Source organism: Streptococcus raffinosi (assembly GCF_030284685.1).
GTDB lineage: Bacteria > Bacillota > Bacilli > Lactobacillales > Streptococcaceae > Streptococcus > Streptococcus raffinosi.
Genome location: NZ_JASUZV010000002.1, coordinates 91,771 through 111,491 on the forward strand (window position 1 = coordinate 91,771; position 19,721 = coordinate 111,491).

Annotated in this window: 15 protein-coding genes, 1 pseudogene and 1 CRISPR repeat array; of the genes and pseudogenes, 13 read left to right on the top strand and 3 right to left on the bottom strand. The window is 37.9% G+C overall.

From position 1 onward, the window contains the following. Window positions 1-6: 6 nt before the first annotated feature. The 6 genes and pseudogenes from ezrA to csn2 all read left to right on the top strand — a co-directional run bounded on the left by ezrA (window position 7) and on the right by csn2 (window position 8,772). Window positions 7-1,731, top strand: a complete 1,725-nt coding sequence (ezrA, locus tag QRD39_RS01920) for a septation ring formation regulator EzrA (protein WP_143567706.1) — start codon at window positions 7-9, stop codon at window positions 1,729-1,731. 110 nt (window positions 1,732-1,841) lie between these two features. After that, entirely contained in the window at window positions 1,842-2,489 is a 648-nt protein-coding gene (gene serB, locus QRD39_RS01925; RefSeq protein WP_285955466.1) for a phosphoserine phosphatase SerB, read from the top strand. Window positions 2,490-2,820: 331 nt separating this feature from the next. Next, window positions 2,821-6,913 (top strand): annotated as a pseudogene (gene cas9, locus QRD39_RS01930) (type II CRISPR RNA-guided endonuclease Cas9). Then, window positions 6,913-7,782: a type II CRISPR-associated endonuclease Cas1 gene (gene cas1 / locus QRD39_RS01935; RefSeq protein WP_285955467.1), complete on the top strand. Its 870-nt coding sequence runs from the start codon at window positions 6,913-6,915 to the stop codon at window positions 7,780-7,782. The pseudogene cas9 and the gene cas1 overlap by 1 nt, the downstream one beginning before the upstream one ends. Then, complete coding sequence (gene cas2, locus QRD39_RS01940) at window positions 7,779-8,123, top strand: CRISPR-associated endonuclease Cas2 (RefSeq protein ID WP_285955468.1); 345 nt, start codon at window positions 7,779-7,781, stop codon at window positions 8,121-8,123. Before cas1 ends, cas2 begins: the two co-directional genes overlap by 4 nt. Next, a complete protein-coding gene (gene csn2 / locus QRD39_RS01945) occupies window positions 8,113-8,772 on the top strand; it encodes a type II-A CRISPR-associated protein Csn2 (protein WP_285955556.1) in 660 nt (219 codons plus the stop codon). Before cas2 ends, csn2 begins: the two co-directional genes overlap by 11 nt. Window positions 8,773-9,084: 312 nt before the next feature. Further along, window positions 9,085-11,167: direct repeats of the CRISPR family, unit length 36 nt; unit sequence GTTTTAGAGCTGTGTTGTTTCGAATGGTTCCAAAAC. Window positions 11,168-11,242: 75 nt separating this feature from the next. Here csn2 and QRD39_RS01950 read toward each other — a convergent pair. After that, complete coding sequence (locus QRD39_RS01950) at window positions 11,243-11,608, bottom strand: histidine kinase (protein WP_285955469.1); 366 nt, start codon at window positions 11,606-11,608, stop codon at window positions 11,243-11,245. 248 nt (window positions 11,609-11,856) lie between these two features. Here QRD39_RS01950 and QRD39_RS01955 point away from each other — a divergent pair, with 248 nt between their 5' ends. From QRD39_RS01955 to QRD39_RS01985, 7 genes are all read left to right on the top strand, one after another. Then, the gene (locus tag QRD39_RS01955) at window positions 11,857-12,222 is read left to right on the top strand and encodes an OsmC family protein (protein WP_285955470.1); all 366 of its coding nucleotides are present in this window, start codon (window positions 11,857-11,859) and stop codon (window positions 12,220-12,222) included. A 93-nt stretch (window positions 12,223-12,315) separates the two neighbouring features. Then, window positions 12,316-12,699, top strand: a complete 384-nt coding sequence (locus QRD39_RS01960) for a PaaI family thioesterase (protein ID WP_285955471.1) — start codon at window positions 12,316-12,318, stop codon at window positions 12,697-12,699. A gap of 13 nt (window positions 12,700-12,712) precedes the next feature. Then, a complete protein-coding gene (locus tag QRD39_RS01965; protein WP_285955472.1) occupies window positions 12,713-13,687 on the top strand; it encodes a GyrI-like domain-containing protein in 975 nt (324 codons plus the stop codon). Then, window positions 13,688-14,419: a pseudouridine synthase gene (locus QRD39_RS01970; protein WP_285955473.1), complete on the top strand. Its 732-nt coding sequence runs from the start codon at window positions 13,688-13,690 to the stop codon at window positions 14,417-14,419. It abuts the gene before it with no gap. 80 nt (window positions 14,420-14,499) lie between these two features. Next, on the top strand, window positions 14,500-14,628 hold the full coding sequence (locus QRD39_RS01975) for a DUF4044 domain-containing protein (RefSeq protein WP_021146256.1): 129 nt from the start codon (window positions 14,500-14,502) through the stop codon (window positions 14,626-14,628). A gap of 96 nt (window positions 14,629-14,724) precedes the next feature. Beyond that, window positions 14,725-16,038, top strand: a complete 1,314-nt coding sequence (gene obgE / locus QRD39_RS01980) for a GTPase ObgE (RefSeq protein ID WP_285955474.1) — start codon at window positions 14,725-14,727, stop codon at window positions 16,036-16,038. Window positions 16,039-16,466: 428 nt separating this feature from the next. Beyond that, window positions 16,467-16,664, top strand: a complete 198-nt coding sequence (locus QRD39_RS01985) for a GTPase (RefSeq protein ID WP_143568026.1) — start codon at window positions 16,467-16,469, stop codon at window positions 16,662-16,664. A 76-nt stretch (window positions 16,665-16,740) separates the two neighbouring features. Here QRD39_RS01985 and QRD39_RS01990 read toward each other — a convergent pair whose 3' ends face one another. Together QRD39_RS01990 and QRD39_RS01995 are read right to left on the bottom strand one after the other, a co-directional pair. Next, window positions 16,741-17,481: an amino acid ABC transporter ATP-binding protein gene (locus tag QRD39_RS01990; protein ID WP_002889453.1), complete on the bottom strand. Its 741-nt coding sequence runs from the start codon at window positions 17,479-17,481 to the stop codon at window positions 16,741-16,743. Then, window positions 17,481-19,676, bottom strand: a complete 2,196-nt coding sequence (locus QRD39_RS01995) for an ABC transporter substrate-binding protein/permease (protein ID WP_285955475.1) — start codon at window positions 19,674-19,676, stop codon at window positions 17,481-17,483. Before QRD39_RS01995 ends, QRD39_RS01990 begins: the two co-directional genes overlap by 1 nt. Window positions 19,677-19,721 lie beyond the last annotated feature (45 nt).

Consider the following 19,721-nt stretch of genomic DNA (forward strand, 5'->3'; position numbering starts at 1 on the left):
GAAACTATGTCTAGCGGAATTGTTTTACTGATTGTAGTGGTAGTTATACTTGTAATTGTCGCTTACTTAGTCGGTATTCTTATTAGAAAACGAAATGATTCGCGGATTGCAAATCTTGAAGAACGCAAGCAAGGCTTGTTTGACTTGCCGATAAATGAAGAAATTGAAGAAGTCAAAAAGCTTCACTTGATTGGGCAAAGTCAGACAACCTTCCGTGAATGGAATCAGAAATGGGTAGATATCTCGACAAATTCATTTGCAGATATTGAAAATCATATTTTCGAAGCTGAAAATATGAACGATACCTTCCATTTTTTCAAGGCTAGTGGTGAAATTAATAATATCGAGAGTCAGTTAGATCTTGTGGAAGAAGACATTAAGTCTATCCGTGAGGCTCTCTCAACCTTGAAAGAACAAGAAGAAAAGAACAGTGCTCGTGTGAAGCATGCTCTTGACTTGTATGAAGAGTTGCAAAACTCTATTGAAGAAAATTCTGATAACTTTGGCTCTACCATGAGTGAAATCAATAAACAGCTTAAAAATATTGAAGCTGAGTTTTCAGAATTCGTGACTCTCAACTCATCAGGTGACCCTGTTGAAGCATCAAGTATTTTGGATCGTGCAGAAGAGCACACTATTGCTTTGGGTCAAATTTCAGAGAAGATTCCAGCCATTGTCGCTAAGTTGGAAGACGACTTCCCAGATCAGTTGGATGATTTGGAATCTGGCTATCGTAAGCTAATCGAGCAAAATTATCACTTCCCTGAAAAAAATATCGAACGTCGTTTCCAAGAGATTCGTGAAGCTATCCGTTCAAATTCAAGTGAGTTGGTTTCTCTTGACTTGGATCGTGCGGAAGAAGAAAATGTTGAGATTCAAGATAAGATTAACAACTTGTATAGCATTTTTGAACGTGAAATTGCGTCTTACAAAGTTGTTATGCGTCACAAGAAAGTCTTGCCAGACTACCTCAAGCATGCTAAGAATAATAATAAGCAACTTCAAGAAGAGCTTGAACGTCTCATGTTAACCTACATTTTTGATGAAACTTATGCTGCGGATGTTCGTAGCTTTGCTTCTGATATTTCAGGTGTGGAAACAGCTGTTCTTCCAACTCTTGAAAATTTTGATACTCAGGTTAAACCTTTCTCAGAGCTTGAGAAAACATTTGAAAAGAGTCTCAACACCCTGTCTGCTGTTGAAAATGGACAGGTAGAGGTCTTTGGAAACCTTCAGGCTATTGAGAAAAATGAAGCTAAGGCACGTGAAGCACTTGATGTGTATGTTAATAAATTGCATGTTATCAAGCGTTTCATGGAAAAACGTAACCTTCCAGGAATTCCTCAGTCCTTCTTGAGTGTTTTCTTCTCAACAAGCGCTCAAATTGAGGCTCTCATGGATGAGCTTAGCCGTGGACGTATTAATATTGATGCGGTAATGCGTTTGACTGAGACATCTAAAAATGCCATTGATCATTTGGAAGAGACAGCTTACTTGGTTGTTCAAAATGCAACCTTGACAGAACAGTTATTGCAGTATTCAAACCGTTACCGTTCTTTCGAACCTGCTGTTCAAAGTAGCTTTGAACACGCCCTAAAATTGTTCGAAGTTGACCACGATTATGATGCATCTTTAGAAGAAATTTCTTACGCCTTGGAAACAGTAGAACCTGGTGTAACAGAGCGTTTTGTTTCATCTTACGAGAAAACACGAGAACTTATTCGTATGTAAGTAAAAGATTCTGGACCTTGGTCCAGGATTTTTTGTAAGAAGCATTTATTATTTTACAGTTAAGTGCTAACCTAGTTAAAAATAAAATAGGTATTAAAAAAGAGGTAATTATGTCACAAGTTAAAGGGTTATTAGTCATGGACGTAGACTCAACTCTCGTCCAAGAAGAAGTCATTGATTTACTGGGAGAAGAGGCAGGTGTCGGCCAACAAGTCGCTGAAATCACAGAGCGTGCCATGCGTGGTGAACTGGATTTTAGACAGGCTCTCAATGAGCGTGTAGCAACCCTAAAAGGATTACCAGAAAGTATCTTTGACAAGGTCTATGCTCGCATTCATTTCAACAAGGGAGCTAAGGAACTTGTGGATGAACTTCATGCACGTGGCTACAAGGTAGGATTGGTTTCTGGAGGCTTCCACGAGACGGTTGACAGACTAGCCTCGGAGGCAGGTATTGACTATGTTATGGCTAACCACTTAGAGGTGGTAGATGGTGTTTTGACGGGTAAGGTTTATGGTGAAATCGTCACCAAAGACGTCAAGGTTGCCAAACTCAAGGATTGGGCAGCAGAAAATGGCCTCGACCTCTCGCAAACTATTGCTATGGGTGACGGTGCCAATGATTTGCCGATGATTCAGACAGCTGGCATCGGTATCGCCTTTTGTGCCAAACCAATCGTCCGTAAACAAGCTCCATACCAAATCACAGAACCAGATTTGTATAAGGTCATTGAGATCTTGGATGAGGTTGGAAAATAGTAAAGATAAAAAGAGTCCTTTGGATGATTTCAAGGGACTCTTTGTGCATAAAAAAAGCACCGAATCGGTGCCACTTTTTCAAGTTGAATACGGACTAAGCCTTATTTTAACTTTGCTGTATTGTTTCGAATGGTTTCAAACCACTCTTATTATATAGCTTTGTAACCAATATGTCAATTTACTACAGGGTAAAGTATAAAATATTTTATTCTTGATTACAAGATTTTAACGTCATACTATTTAATCAGTAATTCTATCAGATGTTGAAATGTTATTTAATAAGTGTATAATATTTTCTATAAATTTAGATTTTTCAAATAAGGAGAAATGTATGACTAAGCCATACTCAATTGGACTTGATATTGGAACGAATAGTGTTGGATGGGCTGTAATAACTGATGATTACAAGGTTCCATCTAAAAAAGTGAAAGTTTTAGGAAATACCAGTAAAAAATATGTTAAAAAGAACCTGTTGGGTGCGTTGCTCTTTGAATCCGGAATCACAGCAGAAGGAAGAAGATTGAAGCGTACTGCAAGAAGACGTTATACTAGACGTCGTAATCGTATCCTTTATTTGCAGGAAATTTTTAGCAGAGAGATGGCTAAGATAGATGAATCTTTCTTTCAAAGACTGGATGACTCATTTTTAGTTCCTGATGAAAAGCGTGACAGTAAGTATCCGATTTTTGGAAACCTAGTAAAAGAAAAAACCTATCATGATGAATTTCCAACTATCTATCATTTAAGGAAATATTTAGCAGATAGTTCTAAAAAAGCAGATTTACGTCTAGTTTATCTTGCATTGGCTCATATGATTAAGTATAGAGGTCACTTCTTAATTGAAGGAGATTTTAATTCTAGAAATAATGATATAAAGAAGAATTTTCAAGATTTTTTGGACAGTTATAATGCTATTTTTGAATCGGATTTATCACTTGAGAATAGTAAACAGCTTGAGGAAATTGTTAAAGATAAAATTAGCAAATCAGCTAAGAAAGATCGTTTATTAAAACTATTTCCTGGGGAAAAGAATTCAGGGATTTTTTCAGAGTTTCTGAAGTTGATTGTAGGAAATCAAGCTGACTTTAGGAAATATTTTAATTTAGACGAAAAAACTTCCTTACATTTTTCTAAAGAAAGCTATGACGAAGATTTAGAGACGTTGTTAGGTCACATTGGAGATGATTACAGTGATGTCTTTCTCAAAGCCAAAAAACTTTATGACGCAATTCTTTTATCAGGTATTCTGACTGTAACTGATAACGAGATAGAAGCACCTCTTTCTTCTGCCATGATAATGCGATATAAGGAACACGAAGAAGATTTGGCTTTACTAAAGGCATATATAAGAAATATTTCGCTAGAAACCTATAACGAAGTATTTAAAGACGACACTAAGAATGGTTATGCTGGTTATATTGATGGAAAAACAAATCAGGAAGATTTCTATGTTTATCTAAAAAAAACTATTGACGGGTCTTGAAGGTGCGGACTATTTTCTTGAAAAAATTAATCGAGAAGACCTTTTAAGAAAGCAACGTACATTTGATAACGGTTCGATACCATATCAGATTCATCTTCAAGAAATGAGAGCTATTATTGATAAGCAAGCTAAATTTTATCCTTTCTTGGCTAAAAATAAAGAAAAAATCGAGAAGATTTTAACTTTCCGAATTCCTTATTATGTAGGTCCACTTGCGAGAGGGAATAGTGACTTCGCTTGGTCAATAAGAAAGCGACATGAAAAAATTACACCTTGGAATTTTGAGGACGTTATTGATAAAGAATCTTCGGCAGAGGCTTTTATTAATCGAATGACTAGTTTTGATTTGTATTTGCCAGAAGAGAAGGTACTTCCAAAGCATAGTCTCTTATACGAAACTTTTACAGTATATAATGAATTAACAAAAGTTAGATTTATCGCTGAAGGTATGAGAGATTATCAATTTTTAGATAGTAAGCAGAAGAAAGATATTGTTCGACTTTATTTTAAAGGTAAAAGGAAAGTTACTGATAAGGATATTATTGATTATTTACATGCAATTGATGGATATGATGGAATCGAATTAAAAGGCATAGAGAAACAGTTTAATTCTAGTTTATCTACTTATCATGATCTTTTAAATATTATTAATGAAAAAGAGTTTTTGGATGATAGTTCAAACGAAGCGATTATCGAAGAAATTATCCATACTTTGACAATTTTTGAAGATAGAGAGATGATAAAACAACGTCTTTCAAAATTTGATAATATTTTTGATAAATCCGTTTTGAAAAAGTTATCTCGTAGACATTATACTGGCTGGGGTAAGTTATCTGCTAAACTAATTAATGGTATTCGAGATGAAAAATCTGGTAAAACTATTCTTGATTACTTAATTGATGATGGTATTTCTAACCGTAATTTCATGCAACTTATTCACGATGATACTCTTTCTTTTAAAAAGAAGATACAGAAAGCACAAATTATTGGTGACCAAGATAATATTAAACAGGTCGTTCAGTCTTTGCCTGGAAGTCCCGCGATTAAAAAAGGTATTTTACAAAGCATAAAAATTGTAGATGAATTGGTTAAAGTTATGGGAAGAAATCCCGAGTCAATTGTTGTTGAGATGGCTCGTGAAAACCAATATACCAACCAAGGTAAATCTAATTCTCAACAACGCTTAAAACGTTTAGAAGAATCTCTCAAAGAGTTAGGTAGTAAGATACTTAAGGAAAATGTTCCTGCAAAACTTTTTAAAATAGACAATAACGCACTTCAAAATGAACGCCTCTATCTGTATTACCTTCAAAATGGAAAAGATATGTATACCGGAGATGATTTAGATATTGATAGATTAAGTAATTATGATATTGATCATATTATTCCTCAGGCTTTTTTGAAAGATAATTCTATTGACAATAAAGTACTTGTTTCATCTGCTAGTAATCGAGGTAAATCAGATGATGTTCCAAGTTTAGAAGTTGTCAAAAAAAGAAAGACATTTTGGCACCAATTGTTGAAATCCAAATTAATTTCTCAACGAAAATTTGATAATTTGACAAAAGCTGAACGAGGAGGTTTGTCACCTGAGGATAAAGCTGGTTTTATTCAACGCCAGTTGGTTGAAACACGTCAAATAACAAAACATGTAGCTCGTTTACTTGATGAGAGATTTAATAATAAAAAAGATGAAGATAATAAAACGTTACGAACAGTAAAAATTATTACCTTGAAATCTAGCTTGGTTTCTCAATTTCGTAAGGATTTTGAACTTTATAAAGTTCGTGAAATAAATGATTTTCATCATGCTCATGATGCCTACTTGAATGCTGTTGTGGCAAGTGCCTTGCTGAAGAAATACCCTAAACTAGAGCCAGAATTTGTGTACGGTGACTACCCAAAATACAATAGTTTTAGAGAAAGAAAGTCCGCTACAGAAAAGGTATATTTCTATTCAAATATCATGAATACCTTTAAAAAATCTATTACCTTAGCTGATGGTACAGTTATTGACAGACCACTTATTGAGGTAAATGAGGAGACAGGTGAATCTGTTTGGAATAAAGAATCTGATTTAGCGACTGTAAGGAGAGTACTTTCTTATCCGCAAGTAAATGTTGTGAAAAAAGTTGAAGTACAGTCAGGAGGTTTTTCTAAAGAGTTGGTACAGCCGCATGGTAATTCTGACAAGTTGATTCCTAGAAAGACCAAGAAAATGCTTTGGGATACAAAAAAATATGGTGGATTTGATAGTCCTGTTGTTGCTTATTCTGTATTGGTTATGGCCGAAAGAGAGAAAGGAAAGTCTAAAAAATTAAAGCCAGTTAAGGAGTTAATTGGTATAACTATTATGGAAAAAGAGTCTTTTGAAAAGAACACAGTGGATTTTCTTGAAAGAAGAGGACTCCGAAATATCCAAGTTGAAAACATCATACAGTTACCTAAGTTCAGTCTATTTGAATTAGAGAATGGAAGACGTAGATTATTAGCAAGTGCTAAAGAGTTACAAAAGGGAAATGAGTTTATTCTGCCTGACAAATTGGTCAAACTACTTTATCATGCTAAAAATATCCATAATACTCTAGAACCAGAACATCTAGAATATGTAGAAACTCATCGGACAGATTTTGGAAAAATCCTTGATACTGTATCAGTTTTTTCTGAAAAATATATTTTGGCAGAAGCAAATTTAGAAAAGATGAAAGAAATCTATCGTAAAAATGTGGATACTGAAATTGATGAGTTGGTTACTTCCTTTATCAATTTGTTGACTTTTACTTCGATTGGAGCGCCAGCCACTTTTAAATTCTTTGGACGTAGTATTGAGAGAAGACGATATTCATCTATCGCTGAGATTCTAAATGCCACACTTATTCACCAATCTGTTACAGGCCTCTATGAAACACGAATAGATCTTGGCAAACTAGGAGAGGATTAATGGCGGGTTGGAGAACAGTAGTCGTAAACACACATTCTAAACTGTCATATAAGAATAATCACCTTATTTTTAGAAACTCATATAAAACTGAGATGATTCATCTTTCTGAGATTGATATACTTTTATTAGAAACTACTGACATTGTACTGACTACTATGTTAGTGAAGAGATTAGTTGATGAAAATGTTCTTGTTATTTTCTGTGATGATAAACGATTACCGACTGCTTTCCTTACGTCGTATTATGCACGTCATGATTCTAGTCTACAAATAGCTAGACAAATTGCGTGGAAAGAAGATATTAAATGTGAAGTATGGACTGCTATTATTGCACAAAAGATATTGAATCAGTCCTACTATTTGGGGGAATGTTCCTTCTTTGAGAAATCTCAGTCAATTATGGAGTTATATCATGGATTAGAACAGTTTGATCCTAGTAATCGTGAGGGTCATTCTGCCAGAATTTATTTTAATACGCTTTTCGGTAATGATTTTACTAGGGAAAGTGATAACGATATCAATGCAGCATTGGATTATGGATATACCTTATTATTGAGTATGTTTGCACGTGAGGTTGTCATCTGTGGTTGTATGACACAAATTGGTTTAAAGCATGCTAATCAGTTTAATCAATTTAACCTTGCTAGTGATATTATGGAGCCATTTAGACCAATTATAGATAGAATTGTTTATCAAAATCGTCATAATAATTTCGTCAAAATCAAAAAAGAACTCTTTTCGATTTTTTCAGAAACCTATCCCTATAATGGAAAAGAGATGTATTTATCAAATATTGTTAGTGATTATACAAAAAAAGTTATAAAAGCGTTAAATCAGTTAGATGAGGAAATTCCTGAATTTAGAATATGAGTTATAGATATATGCGAATGATATTAATGTTTGATATGCCAACAGATACTGCTGAAGATAGGAAAGCGTATCGTAAGTTTAGAAAGTTTCTTTTAAGTGAAGGTTTCATCATGCACCAGTTTTCGGTATATAGTAAACTTTTATTAAATAATACCGCCAATACAGCAATGGTTGGACGACTTAAAGCTAATAATCCTAAAAAAGGAAATATAACAATACTAACAGTTACCGAAAAGCAATTTGCCCGTATGATTTATTTGTACGGAGATAAAAACACTAGTATTGCCAATTCAGACGAAAGGTTAGTGTTCTTAGGAGAAAATTATTGTGATGAAGATTAATTTTTCGCTTTTGGATGAGCCTATGGAGGTTAACCAGGGGACAGTTCTCGTAATTGAGGATGTGAGTGTGTTTGCTCAATTAGTCAAGGAATTCTATCAGTATGATGAACAATCGAATTTAACAATATTTGATAGTAAAATAAGGAGTATAAGGTCCTCTGAATTACTTTTAATAACAGATATTTTAGGTTACGATATTAATACTTCTCAGGTATTAAAGTTGCTTCACACAGATATTGTAAACCAGTTGAATGATAAACCTGAAGTTAGATCAGAAATAGATTCTTTGGTATCATTAATTACTGATATTATAATGGCAGAGTGTTTAGAAAATGAACTAGATATAGAGTATGATGAGATTACACTTTTAGAACTAGTTAAAGTATTAGGTATCAGAATCGAAACTAAGTCTTGTACGGTTTTTGAAAAAATATTTGAGATCTTACAGATTTTCAAATATTTAGTTAAAAAGAAAATTTTAGTATTCGTCAATAGCTTGTCGTATTTTTCTAAAGATGAAATTTATCAAATCTTGGAATATATAAAGTTATTACAAGCTAATGTATTATTTTTGGAACCTAAACAGATTAAAGAGATTCAACAATTTATTTTAGACAAGGATTATATTTTGATGCCCTATAATAACTAGTAATTTGGTAATAAGTATAGATAGTCTTGGGTTATTTCAAGACTATCTTTTAGTATTTAGTAGTTTCTGTATGAAGTTGAATGGAATAATTATTTTGTTAGAGAGTAGATTATAAGGTTTTGATAGAGGAGGAGTTAAGTTGCTTTACATATGATTATTAAGAAATAATCAAAGTCACATATTGTCTAAAACATTGATATATAAGGCTTTTTAAGGTATAATGAATATAAAAATGGAATCATTTTGAAGCTGAAGTCATGCTGAGATGAATAGCGCGATTACGAAATCTGGTAGAGAAAAACGATATACGAGGTTTTAGAGCTGTGTTGTTTCGAATGGTTCCAAAACCTACAGGTGCTAATCCAACTGCATTGGCTGGGTTTTAGAGCTGTGTTGTTTCGAATGGTTCCAAAACAAATGTTGGTACTGTACATGATAACCAAACGTTTTAGAGCTGTGTTGTTTCGAATGGTTCCAAAACAAACGCAATCAGTGGAGTTGTGGACACAATGTTTTAGAGCTGTGTTGTTTCGAATGGTTCCAAAACGTTAATTAAAAAAATTAAGAAGTGGTGGGAGTTTTAGAGCTGTGTTGTTTCGAATGGTTCCAAAACTAGCCGATGTAACGGAATGGACGGTCTGACGTTTTAGAGCTGTGTTGTTTCGAATGGTTCCAAAACCTGATATCCATAGGGTTTGAGTTCCCGTATGTTTTAGAGCTGTGTTGTTTCGAATGGTTCCAAAACGATGAAGTAATCACCCTTGTTAAGTCCACCGTTTTAGAGCTGTGTTGTTTCGAATGGTTCCAAAACTGGGAAAGTAGCCTTGTATGATCCAGAGCGGTTTTAGAGCTGTGTTGTTTCGAATGGTTCCAAAACTGAAGAATTTAGCAATATTGGTCAATGCGTGTTTTAGAGCTGTGTTGTTTCGAATGGTTCCAAAACAATATGCCTGCTTTAGCGACTCAATCATCTGTTTTAGAGCTGTGTTGTTTCGAATGGTTCCAAAACGAATATCTTTAGCTTCTGATCCTAATCCAGGTTTTAGAGCTGTGTTGTTTCGAATGGTTCCAAAACTTGAATCAGTTGATACCAAAGCTAAAGAATGTTTTAGAGCTGTGTTGTTTCGAATGGTTCCAAAACTTGGCGTCTGTGAACTTTATATCAGGAAGTGTTTTAGAGCTGTGTTGTTTCGAATGGTTCCAAAACTCATCGAGAACGCCAACCGAGCCTACAGGAGTTTTAGAGCTGTGTTGTTTCGAATGGTTCCAAAACGAGGATTTATACGATTCGTTTGGTTGAAAGGTTTTAGAGCTGTGTTGTTTCGAATGGTTCCAAAACTCAAGCACAAATTAACAACCGAAAGGGATAGTTTTAGAGCTGTGTTGTTTCGAATGGTTCCAAAACTGGTTGTTTTGAAGAATGGTATAGAAGTTTGTTTTAGAGCTGTGTTGTTTCGAATGGTTCCAAAACAACTTAACGCTGATAAGCTCCATATCCTTGGTTTTAGAGCTGTGTTGTTTCGAATGGTTCCAAAACAAGCGGTGTTTCGCAAATTATCGGTTCTATGTTTTAGAGCTGTGTTGTTTCGAATGGTTCCAAAACGTCTGATTCAACTATTTCGAAGTGGGAAAGGTTTTAGAGCTGTGTTGTTTCGAATGGTTCCAAAACTTGTATTGGTTACTACCACTTTGCTCGCTTGTTTTAGAGCTGTGTTGTTTCGAATGGTTCCAAAACGCCACTTAAGAAAATTATTTTCGGGATCGCGTTTTAGAGCTGTGTTGTTTCGAATGGTTCCAAAACCTTGCCGGTAATCTTTCCGTGCAGTGTCTTGTTTTAGAGCTGTGTTGTTTCGAATGGTTCCAAAACTTTTGACTTCCCACATAAACTCGTCATAAGGTTTTAGAGCTGTGTTGTTTCGAATGGTTCCAAAACTTGACAATCACTCAAATAGCTCAAGACTACGTTTTAGAGCTGTGTTGTTTCGAATGGTTCCAAAACTCGAATGGGCTATACTTTCCGTTACCATTTGTTTTAGAGCTGTGTTGTTTCGAATGGTTCCAAAACTAAAAAAGCGACTGTTGTTTCTATACACCTGTTTTAGAGCTGTGTTGTTTCGAATGGTTCCAAAACACTATTTGTGATAAAGACCACAATGTGTATGTTTTAGAGCTGTGTTGTTTCGAATGGTTCCAAAACCCTCGTAGCCAGATTGGTGCATGTTGACCAGTTTTAGAGCTGTGTTGTTTCGAATGGTTCCAAAACTTGGCAATCCACATATATTTATCCTCTGTTGTTTTAGAGCTGTGTTGTTTCGAATGGTTCCAAAACTCAAGATTGGGTAAGGTCGTTGGTATCTAAGTTTTAGAGCTGTGTTGTTTCGAATGGTTTCAAAATCTATAGGTTTATTCTATTCCTTCAAGTCTTGACTGATAAAAAAACTCTCGGAAATTATTTTCTGAGAGTTTTAGTTTAGTTCCCAATTGAAACGGTTCCGTCTGAACCGACTTTGACATTTGTTCCGTCTTGGCTATTGACCTCAACTGAACCATCCTGGCTCACTGTTCCATTATTGCCATTGTTGTCTTTGGCTTCGACAGTGTTATTTCCGTTTGTTTTTGCTGAGTTACCGTTTCCGTCACTCACTTCAGTTGAACCGTCTTTGTTGACTTTTACTGAAGCACTTGAGCTGCTTGAAGAAGATTTTTTGGTCACCTTGCTAGATGATGCTGATGAAGATGACGAGTCAGTTTTGTCTTTAGAGTTGCCACATGCTGCTAAGGTCAACAAGGCAAGAACTGAGACAGAGGCTAAAGTAAGTTTAGAAAATGTTTTCATAATAGTCTCCCTTTTTCTTAATACATCCATTGTAAATGAAAAAAGGGGGATTCGAAAGCGCTCTCAGGCGATTTTATCTAACTGTAATCCTTCAGTAATAGTGGTGTTGTGTTAGGCTAATCTATTGGAAAATAAGAGGTTAGCTCCTTAACGCTTTCCATCATAATGACAGACAGTTCAAGTCGTTAAGCTCGGTAGGTCAGCTTCTCTTTGTTATAATAAGAGTAAAACGTAATGAGGTGACTAAGATGTATCAAACAACTATCAAGGGTGACAAACGTTATCATTCCCTTTCAGAGGGTTACGGGGCACCTGTGGAACTTTTTGGCTACACTGAGGACGGGGAAACACCCATGAGTTTGGTGAATATTGCTTTGGCTTCTTGTGTAACCATGTGTTTGCAGAGTTATTTTGCCAAGTTTCAGGGAAAGGAGGAGCTTGCTATTCAGGTTGATTCTAGTTATGAAGAGGGTCATTTCAAGCTGAAGATACATTTGCCTGAGGACTTGGTTATCGAAAATGAGGATAAATTGCTGGCCTTTGTGGATGAGTTTTGTCGTGTCAAGAAGCTCTTTCGCGAAGATATAGTGGTTGATATCAGCTTAGCTCCATAAGCTGATTATCCTTTACCAAGTTCGTGTTATACTAGTAAGTAAAGATAAGCTATTTGTTTTAAAGTGGAATAGAAAATGATAGGAGGGCTTGCTATGCAAGACAAACTACATGAAATTCGTGTATTTGAGAATTTTCAAGAAGAACTATTTGAAACTGGCCATGTCATCGTGACGACAAAGGTGGTTGAGAAGTCTCTAAATTATTTTGGCAACGCACATGGTGGTTATTTATTCACGCTTTGTGATCAGGTGGCTGGACTGGTGGCCATCTCAACAGGTGATTATGCAGTGACACTTCAGTCTAATATCAATTATTTAAAGGCTGGACATCTGTCTGATGACCTTAAGATTGAAGGGCTTTGTGTTCATAATGGTAAGTCTACCAAGGTGGTGGATGTCCTCGTCACTAACCAGGAGGAGAAAATCTTGACCAGGGCAACATTTACCATGTATGTGACAGGTGTAGTAGAAGATTAGAGAGGAAGAGCTTATGTCAGATTTTCAAACCATGGACGATTTTGCGGTCTTTGTCAATGACTACCTGACACCGGAACAAGTGATTGTCCAAGCTTATTCTTATGCTGCTGATCAGCAAGAACTGTCTCTTCTCGTGACTATTGATGACTATGAGATGATGTGTCGTTGGCATGTTGTTTGGACCTTCTCTGGCTTACACCAGGCCTTCTTTCAGTCTATGATGGATTCTGATAACGGTTTTTTTATTGATGCGAATAGCTTGGCGATGAAGGTACGTCTCAAGGATCAGGAGCTCTTGTTCCAAGCAAGTGCACTGGAAATGGTGGTTGTCGATTACCCAGATCCCCTCTATCGTTTGGCTGAAGTATCTTTTAACCAAGGCGGTCAGCGTTACACTTATCTTTGTGAAGATAAAAGTGTGGAGGTAGAGGATTGGGTGCTTGTTCCTATAGGTTCTGGTGATAAGGAAAAGCAAGCCTTTGTGGAAAAAATCTCCTATGCCTTAGCTGATGAGACACCGATTCAGCCAACAGAGAGGAAACAGGTTATTCAAAAACTTCATCTGGTGACTGTTCGTTATGATGTGGAAATTGTTAAAAAAGGCTTTTTGACGTTTTCAGGTCTGACTTTTGAGGGTGGAGAAATTGGCAAGCCGACAGAGCCTCTCTGGATTCCTTTTCTTGCAGAGCGAGATGATTTGGCCCTTACTACTTATGGGATTCGCATCACTGACGGAAGTCGAAAAACTTATGTCACTGCCTTGGCTGGTGAGGACGATGCCTTGGAGATGATTGCCCTTGCACCGGCGAATTATGCAGTTTTTAAACTTAAGGGGCCGGCGACAGCAGCGGTCTGGGAGAGTTTTCAGCACGCCAAGAAACATTTTGACATTATTAACCAGCCCATGGTAGAGGTCTATCCACCAGGTAATCGTCAGGCTGAAGATTATGAGATGGAAGTTTGGATTCCGATAAAGGAGGATGTGTAGATGCGTCTGGACAAGTTTTTGGTTGACTGTGGTCTTGGCAGTCGTAGTCAAGTCAAGACCTATCTTAAGAAAAAGCAGGTGACCGTCAATGGTCAGGTGGAAACATCTCCTAAGACTCAGATTGATGAGAAGAAGGACCAGATTGCTTATCAAGGTCAGGAACTAACACATGAGACCTTTGTTTACTATCTCTTGAATAAGCCAAAAGGCGTGATTTCGGCAACAGAAGATGCTCGTCATAAGACGGTTTTAGATTTACTGGATGAGACAGCTCGCCACAAGCAGGTTTTTCCGGTTGGTCGGTTGGATATTGATACTCATGGCCTGCTTCTATTGACCAACAATGGTGATTTGGCTCACGCTATGTTATCACCTAGAAAACATGTGGACAAGATTTATCAAGCTAAGGTAGCAGGTGTCATGGACGAAGCAGATATGCAAGCTTTTGAAAAGGGAATTGAGCTAAAAGACCACACTTGCCAACCAGCTAAATTGGAGATTTTGTCAGTAGATCAGGCAGCTAGAACGAGTACAGTTCAGATTACCATTGCCGAAGGTAAATTCCACCAAGTCAAGCGCATGGTAGCTGCTTGTGGTAAGGAAGTGACAGACTTGCAACGTTTGAGTATGGGATCTTTAGTTTTGCCAGATGATTTAGAAATTGGCACTTGGCGTCGATTGACTCAAGAGGAGTTAGACGGATTAAGCGTTTTTGGAATTCCTTTGGCTTAAGCTTAACAAACAGTTGCGAAATAGGTAGATTTTTGTTACCATTAAAATGATATACTAGAAGAAAAAAGAGGTAAATTCAAGTGGCATTTGGAGATAACGGACCACGTAAGAAATCATTCTTTGAACGTCTGACAATAGTTGTCGTTTTAATTATGTTATTAGTAACAGTTGGGGCATTGATTTTCCAAGCAGTCGCAGCTGTCCTTTAAGACGCTATTAAGCGTTTTTTTGTGTATGTCGGAAACTCATTGCTTTAAGATGAAATGAGGGCATGCAACATGTGTCAGAAAGAGAGAAAATAATAGATGAGTATGTTTTTAGATACGGCCAAGATTAGCGTCAAAGCTGGTCGTGGTGGCGATGGGATGGTTGCCTTCCGTCGTGAAAAATATGTGCCGAATGGCGGTCCTTGGGGCGGTGACGGCGGAAAGGGTGGCTCAGTCATTTTCAAGGTTGACGAAGGCTTGCGTACCCTTATGGATTTCCGTTATAACCGTAAGTTCAAGGCCAAGAACGGCGAAAAAGGGATGACAAAGGGAATGCACGGACGAGGTGCTGAAGACCTGATTGTGAGTATTCCACCAGGTACGACAGTGCGTGATGCTGAAACGGGCAAGGTTATTACTGACCTGGTCGAAGAAGGTCAAGAGTTTGTCATTGCTCATGGTGGTCGTGGCGGTCGTGGAAATATCCGTTTTGCGACGCCTCGTAACCCTGCACCTGAAATCGCTGAGAATGGTGAACCAGGTGAAGAACGTGAACTTCAGTTGGAACTGAAGATTTTGGCTGATGTTGGTTTGGTTGGTTTTCCATCTGTTGGTAAATCAACAATTCTTAGTGTGGTAACGGCAGCCAAGCCAAAGATTGGTGCCTACCACTTTACGACGATTGTTCCTAACTTGGGAATGGTTCGTACTAAGTCAGGTGAGAGCTTTGCCCTGGCTGACCTTCCGGGCTTGATTGAAGGGGCTAGTCAGGGTGTTGGATTGGGGACACAGTTCCTTCGCCACATTGAGCGTACACGTGTTATCCTTCATGTGATTGATATGTCGGGAAGCGAGGGGCGTGATCCTTACGAAGATTACCTTCAAATTAACAAGGAATTGGAAACTTACAACCTGCGTTTGATGGAACGTCCGCAAATTATTGTTGCTAATAAGATGGACATGCCTGAGGCTGAGGAAAACTTGAAAGAGTTTAAGGAAAAATTGGCTGCTAATTACGATGAATTCGAAGAGTTACCACAAATTTTCCCAATTTCAAGTTTGGCTCATCAAGGTCTAGAGAATCTTTTGGAAGCGACCGCAGAACTTCTTGATCAAACAGATGAATTCTTACTTTATAGTGAAGAAGATATGGAACAAGAAGAAGTATATTATGGCTTTAACGAGGATGAACGTCCATTTGAAATTAGCCGTGATGACGATGCTTCATGGGTACTTTCTGGTGAAAAACTTGAAAAACTCTTTATCATGACAAACATGGAACGTGACGAATCAATTATGAAATTTGCACGTCAATTGCGTGGAATGGGAGTTGACGAAGCACTCCGTGAACGTGGGGCTAAGGATGGCGACATTGTTCGTATTGGTAACTTCGAATTTGAGTTTGTGGATTGACGTTGAAAGACTCTCTAAGTGCTAAAGCACTTGATAGTCTACGGCAGTCGCTATGGCGAACTGCCTATCAACCTCACTAACTACGTTAAGTCGGTAAAATCGACCGACTAACCTTCGTGTCGTGACCGTGCAAGACTCTCTAAGTGCCAAGCACTTGATAGTCTACGGCAGTCGCTATGGCGAACTGCCTATCAACCTCACTAACTACGTCAAGTCGGTAAAATCGACCGACTAACCTTCGTGTCGTGACGCTTCAAGTCGCTCTAAGTGCTAAAGCACTTGATAGTCTACGGCAGTCGCTATGGCGAACTGCCTATCAACCTCACTAACTGAGTTAAGTCGGTAAAAATCGAATGGTTTTTTGAGGTGTGGTCAATACGAAGGAAATGTTGCTGAAAACAAAAAACTATTGAAAAAAGAGATTTACAATGGGAGATAAACCGATATCATTCAGGGACAAAGATGGAAACTTCGTTTCTGCGGCCGATGTATGGAATCCAAAGAAGCTTGAAGAGCTCTTCACTCGCTTAAATCCAAACCGTAAGTTCCGTCTTGAACGTGAGCGTCTGGCAAAAGAAGAAGCAGCGAAACACCCTGAATTAAATGAAGAAACAGAGCAAGTCTAGTACCTGCTCTGTTTTTATCTTCTCAAATTGTGGCAATCAAAAACAGCTACTCTAGTAAGAGTAACTGTTGTGATGATTAGGCGTTTAGAACCTTGTCCAAGAATTCTTTCAAACGTGGATGTTGAGGGTTATCGAAGATTTGATCTGGTGTGCCATCTTCGAGGAACTCACCATCCGCAGTAAAGATTACTCGGTTAGCAACTTGACGGGCAAATCCCATTTCGTGAGTAACGATAAGCATGGTCATTCCTTGTTGTGCTAACTCTTTCATAACGTCAAGAACGTCTCCGACCATTTCAGGGTCAAGAGCAGAAGTCGGTTCGTCAAAAAGCATGATGTCGGGATTCATGGCCAAACCACGTGCAATTGCCACACGTTGTTTTTGTCCACCTGACAAGCTATCTGGTGTCGCTTCAGCCTTGTCTTCAAGACCAACACGCTTCAACAAATCCATCGCTAATTTATCAGCTTCTTCCTTAGTCATGCGTCCAAGTTCAACAGGTGCGAATGTCACGTTTTCAAGTACTGACATGTGTGGGAAGAGGTTGAAGTGTTGGAAGACCATCCCGATGTTTTCACGGGCTTTGTCAACATTTGTCTTAGGATCTGATAATTCAAAACCATCCACGATTACTTTACCTGATGTAATTGTTTCAAGTAGATTTAGGGTACGAAGGAAGGTTGATTTACCAGAACCTGAAGGTCCGATGATACAAACAACATCGCCCTCGTAGAATTTGGCGTCAATGCCTTTAAGGACTTCATTGTCGCCATATGATTTGTGCAAGTCCTGCACATCGATTTTCAATTCAGCCATTATTTAAGTCTCTTTTCTAGTCGTTTAGCCAATTTCGTTAAGAATGTGATGATGACCAAGTAAAGGATGGCCAAGATAGCATACATACGGAATGATTGGTAGTTACGAGCAATAATGATTTTACCAGTTTGGAAGAGTTCGACCAAACCGATAGCTGATACGATAGTCGTATCCTTCAATGAGATAACAAATTGGTTGATGAAGTTTGGCAACATCAAGCGGACAGCCTGTGGCAAAATAACCTTACGCATGGTTGTATTGTAAGGAACACCCAAGCTTCGGCTGGCTTCCATTTGACCAATTGGCACAGCTTCAATACCACCACGCACAATTTCAGCAATGTAAGCACCACCATTAAGTGAGAGGGCGATAGTCGCTGCCACAAAGTCATTGATTGGTGATTGGTGACCAGTGATATTTTCAATCAAGTTTGGAATACCCCAATAGATGAAGGCTGCAACGATCATCAATGGGATACCACGGACAACGTCAACGAAGACTTGTGAAATCACACGAAGGGTCTTGTTTGGTGCAACTGCCATCATACCGAAGATGACACCGATAATCATGGCAATCGCAAATGAAAGAAGGGTCAATCCAATAGTGATACCAAGACCTTGAAGAAGTTGATGGTAGTTGTTTTTAATTAAGCCAACAATTGTTGTTTCATCAACAGCTTTGGTTGAGCTCTTTTCTTTAGATTTGTTATTGTCAAGGTATTTGTTGATAATCTTATCGTAAGTACCGTCTTTAACAATAGCAGCTAAACCATTGTTGAACATTGTAATCAATTCAGGGTTAGTCCCTTTTTTAACAGCAAACCCAACTTCACCAGTAGAGATTCCCTTAATAGGTGTTTCAAAGTTACGTCCTTGTTGGATAGCGTAAAGAAGAACAGCTTCGTCATCCATAAGGGCATCGATTGAACCAGAGTTCAAGCTGTCATACATAGTAGAAGCTTCATCGTATGCACGAAGCGTGAAGCCATACTTATCGGCATTTTCTTCTAACCAAGAGTAAGAAGATGTTCCGTTTTTGGCACCAATAGTCTTACCTTTGAGGTCTTCGTATTTCTTAACGTTAGAGCCTTTTTTCACAGCCAAACGAATGTTTGAAGTGTAGTAAGGATCTGAGAAATCAAAGATTTGTTTACGGGCATCCGTGATGGTCATACCAGCCAATACCGCATCGGCTTGGCTAGATTGAACGGCATTAAGGGATGCATCGAAACCAGGGTTGGTTAATTTGACATTGAAACCTTGGTTTTTAGCAATAGCATTGATGATGTCAACGTCGATACCAACATACTTACCAGAACCATTTTGATATTCAAATGGTGCAAATGATGAGTCCATTGAGATGGTGTAAGTTTCCTTGGCAGGAGTTGCTTTTGCATTAGCATCACCAGTCAATTTAAGATCTGCTGAAGGTTTTGAAGAAGATTTTGATGAGTCACCCAACCATTTTTTCATGATTTTGTCGTAGGTACCATCTTTCTTCATAGCTTTAAGAGCTTCGTTGAATTCCTTGATGAGGTATTCGTATTTGCCCCCTTTTTTCACAGCGAAGGCAAAGCTACCGATAGATTCAGGCTTAATATTGATGGCATAGTCTTTACCTTGACCAATAGCGTATTGAACAACAGGTGTGTCGTCCATGGCTGCATCAACGGAACCAGAATCCAAACTATTGTTCATCAAATCACTGGTGTCAAACGTTTTAACAGTGAAGCCATACTTGCTTGCGTTTTTATCAAGCCATGATTGGGCAGCAGTACCGTTTTTAACACCAACTGTTTTACCCTTCAATTGTTTGTAGTCACTGATTTTATCACTACTACGTGTGTAGATAACAATGGATGTGTCGTAATAAGTGTCTGAGAAAGTGAAGACCTTCTTACGGGCATCGGTAACAGTCGTACCAGCCATAAGAGCATCGGCCTGTCCTGCTTGTACCGCATTAACGGCTGCATCAAAACCAGGATAGGTTTGGTTAACATCCCATTTTTCACGTTTGGCAACTTCGTTGATAATATCAACGTCGATACCCTTGTAGGTCTGATCAGAGTCTTTGAATTCAAATGGGGCATAGGCTGTATCTGAAACAACTGAAATCGTGCTAGCAGATGCTTTAGCTCCGAAAACAAAGAAAACTGACATGGCACTCAAAAAGAGTGTCAGAAGTTTTTTCTTCATTATAAAAAGTTCTCCTTTATAAAATACCTTCCTATTTTATCAAAA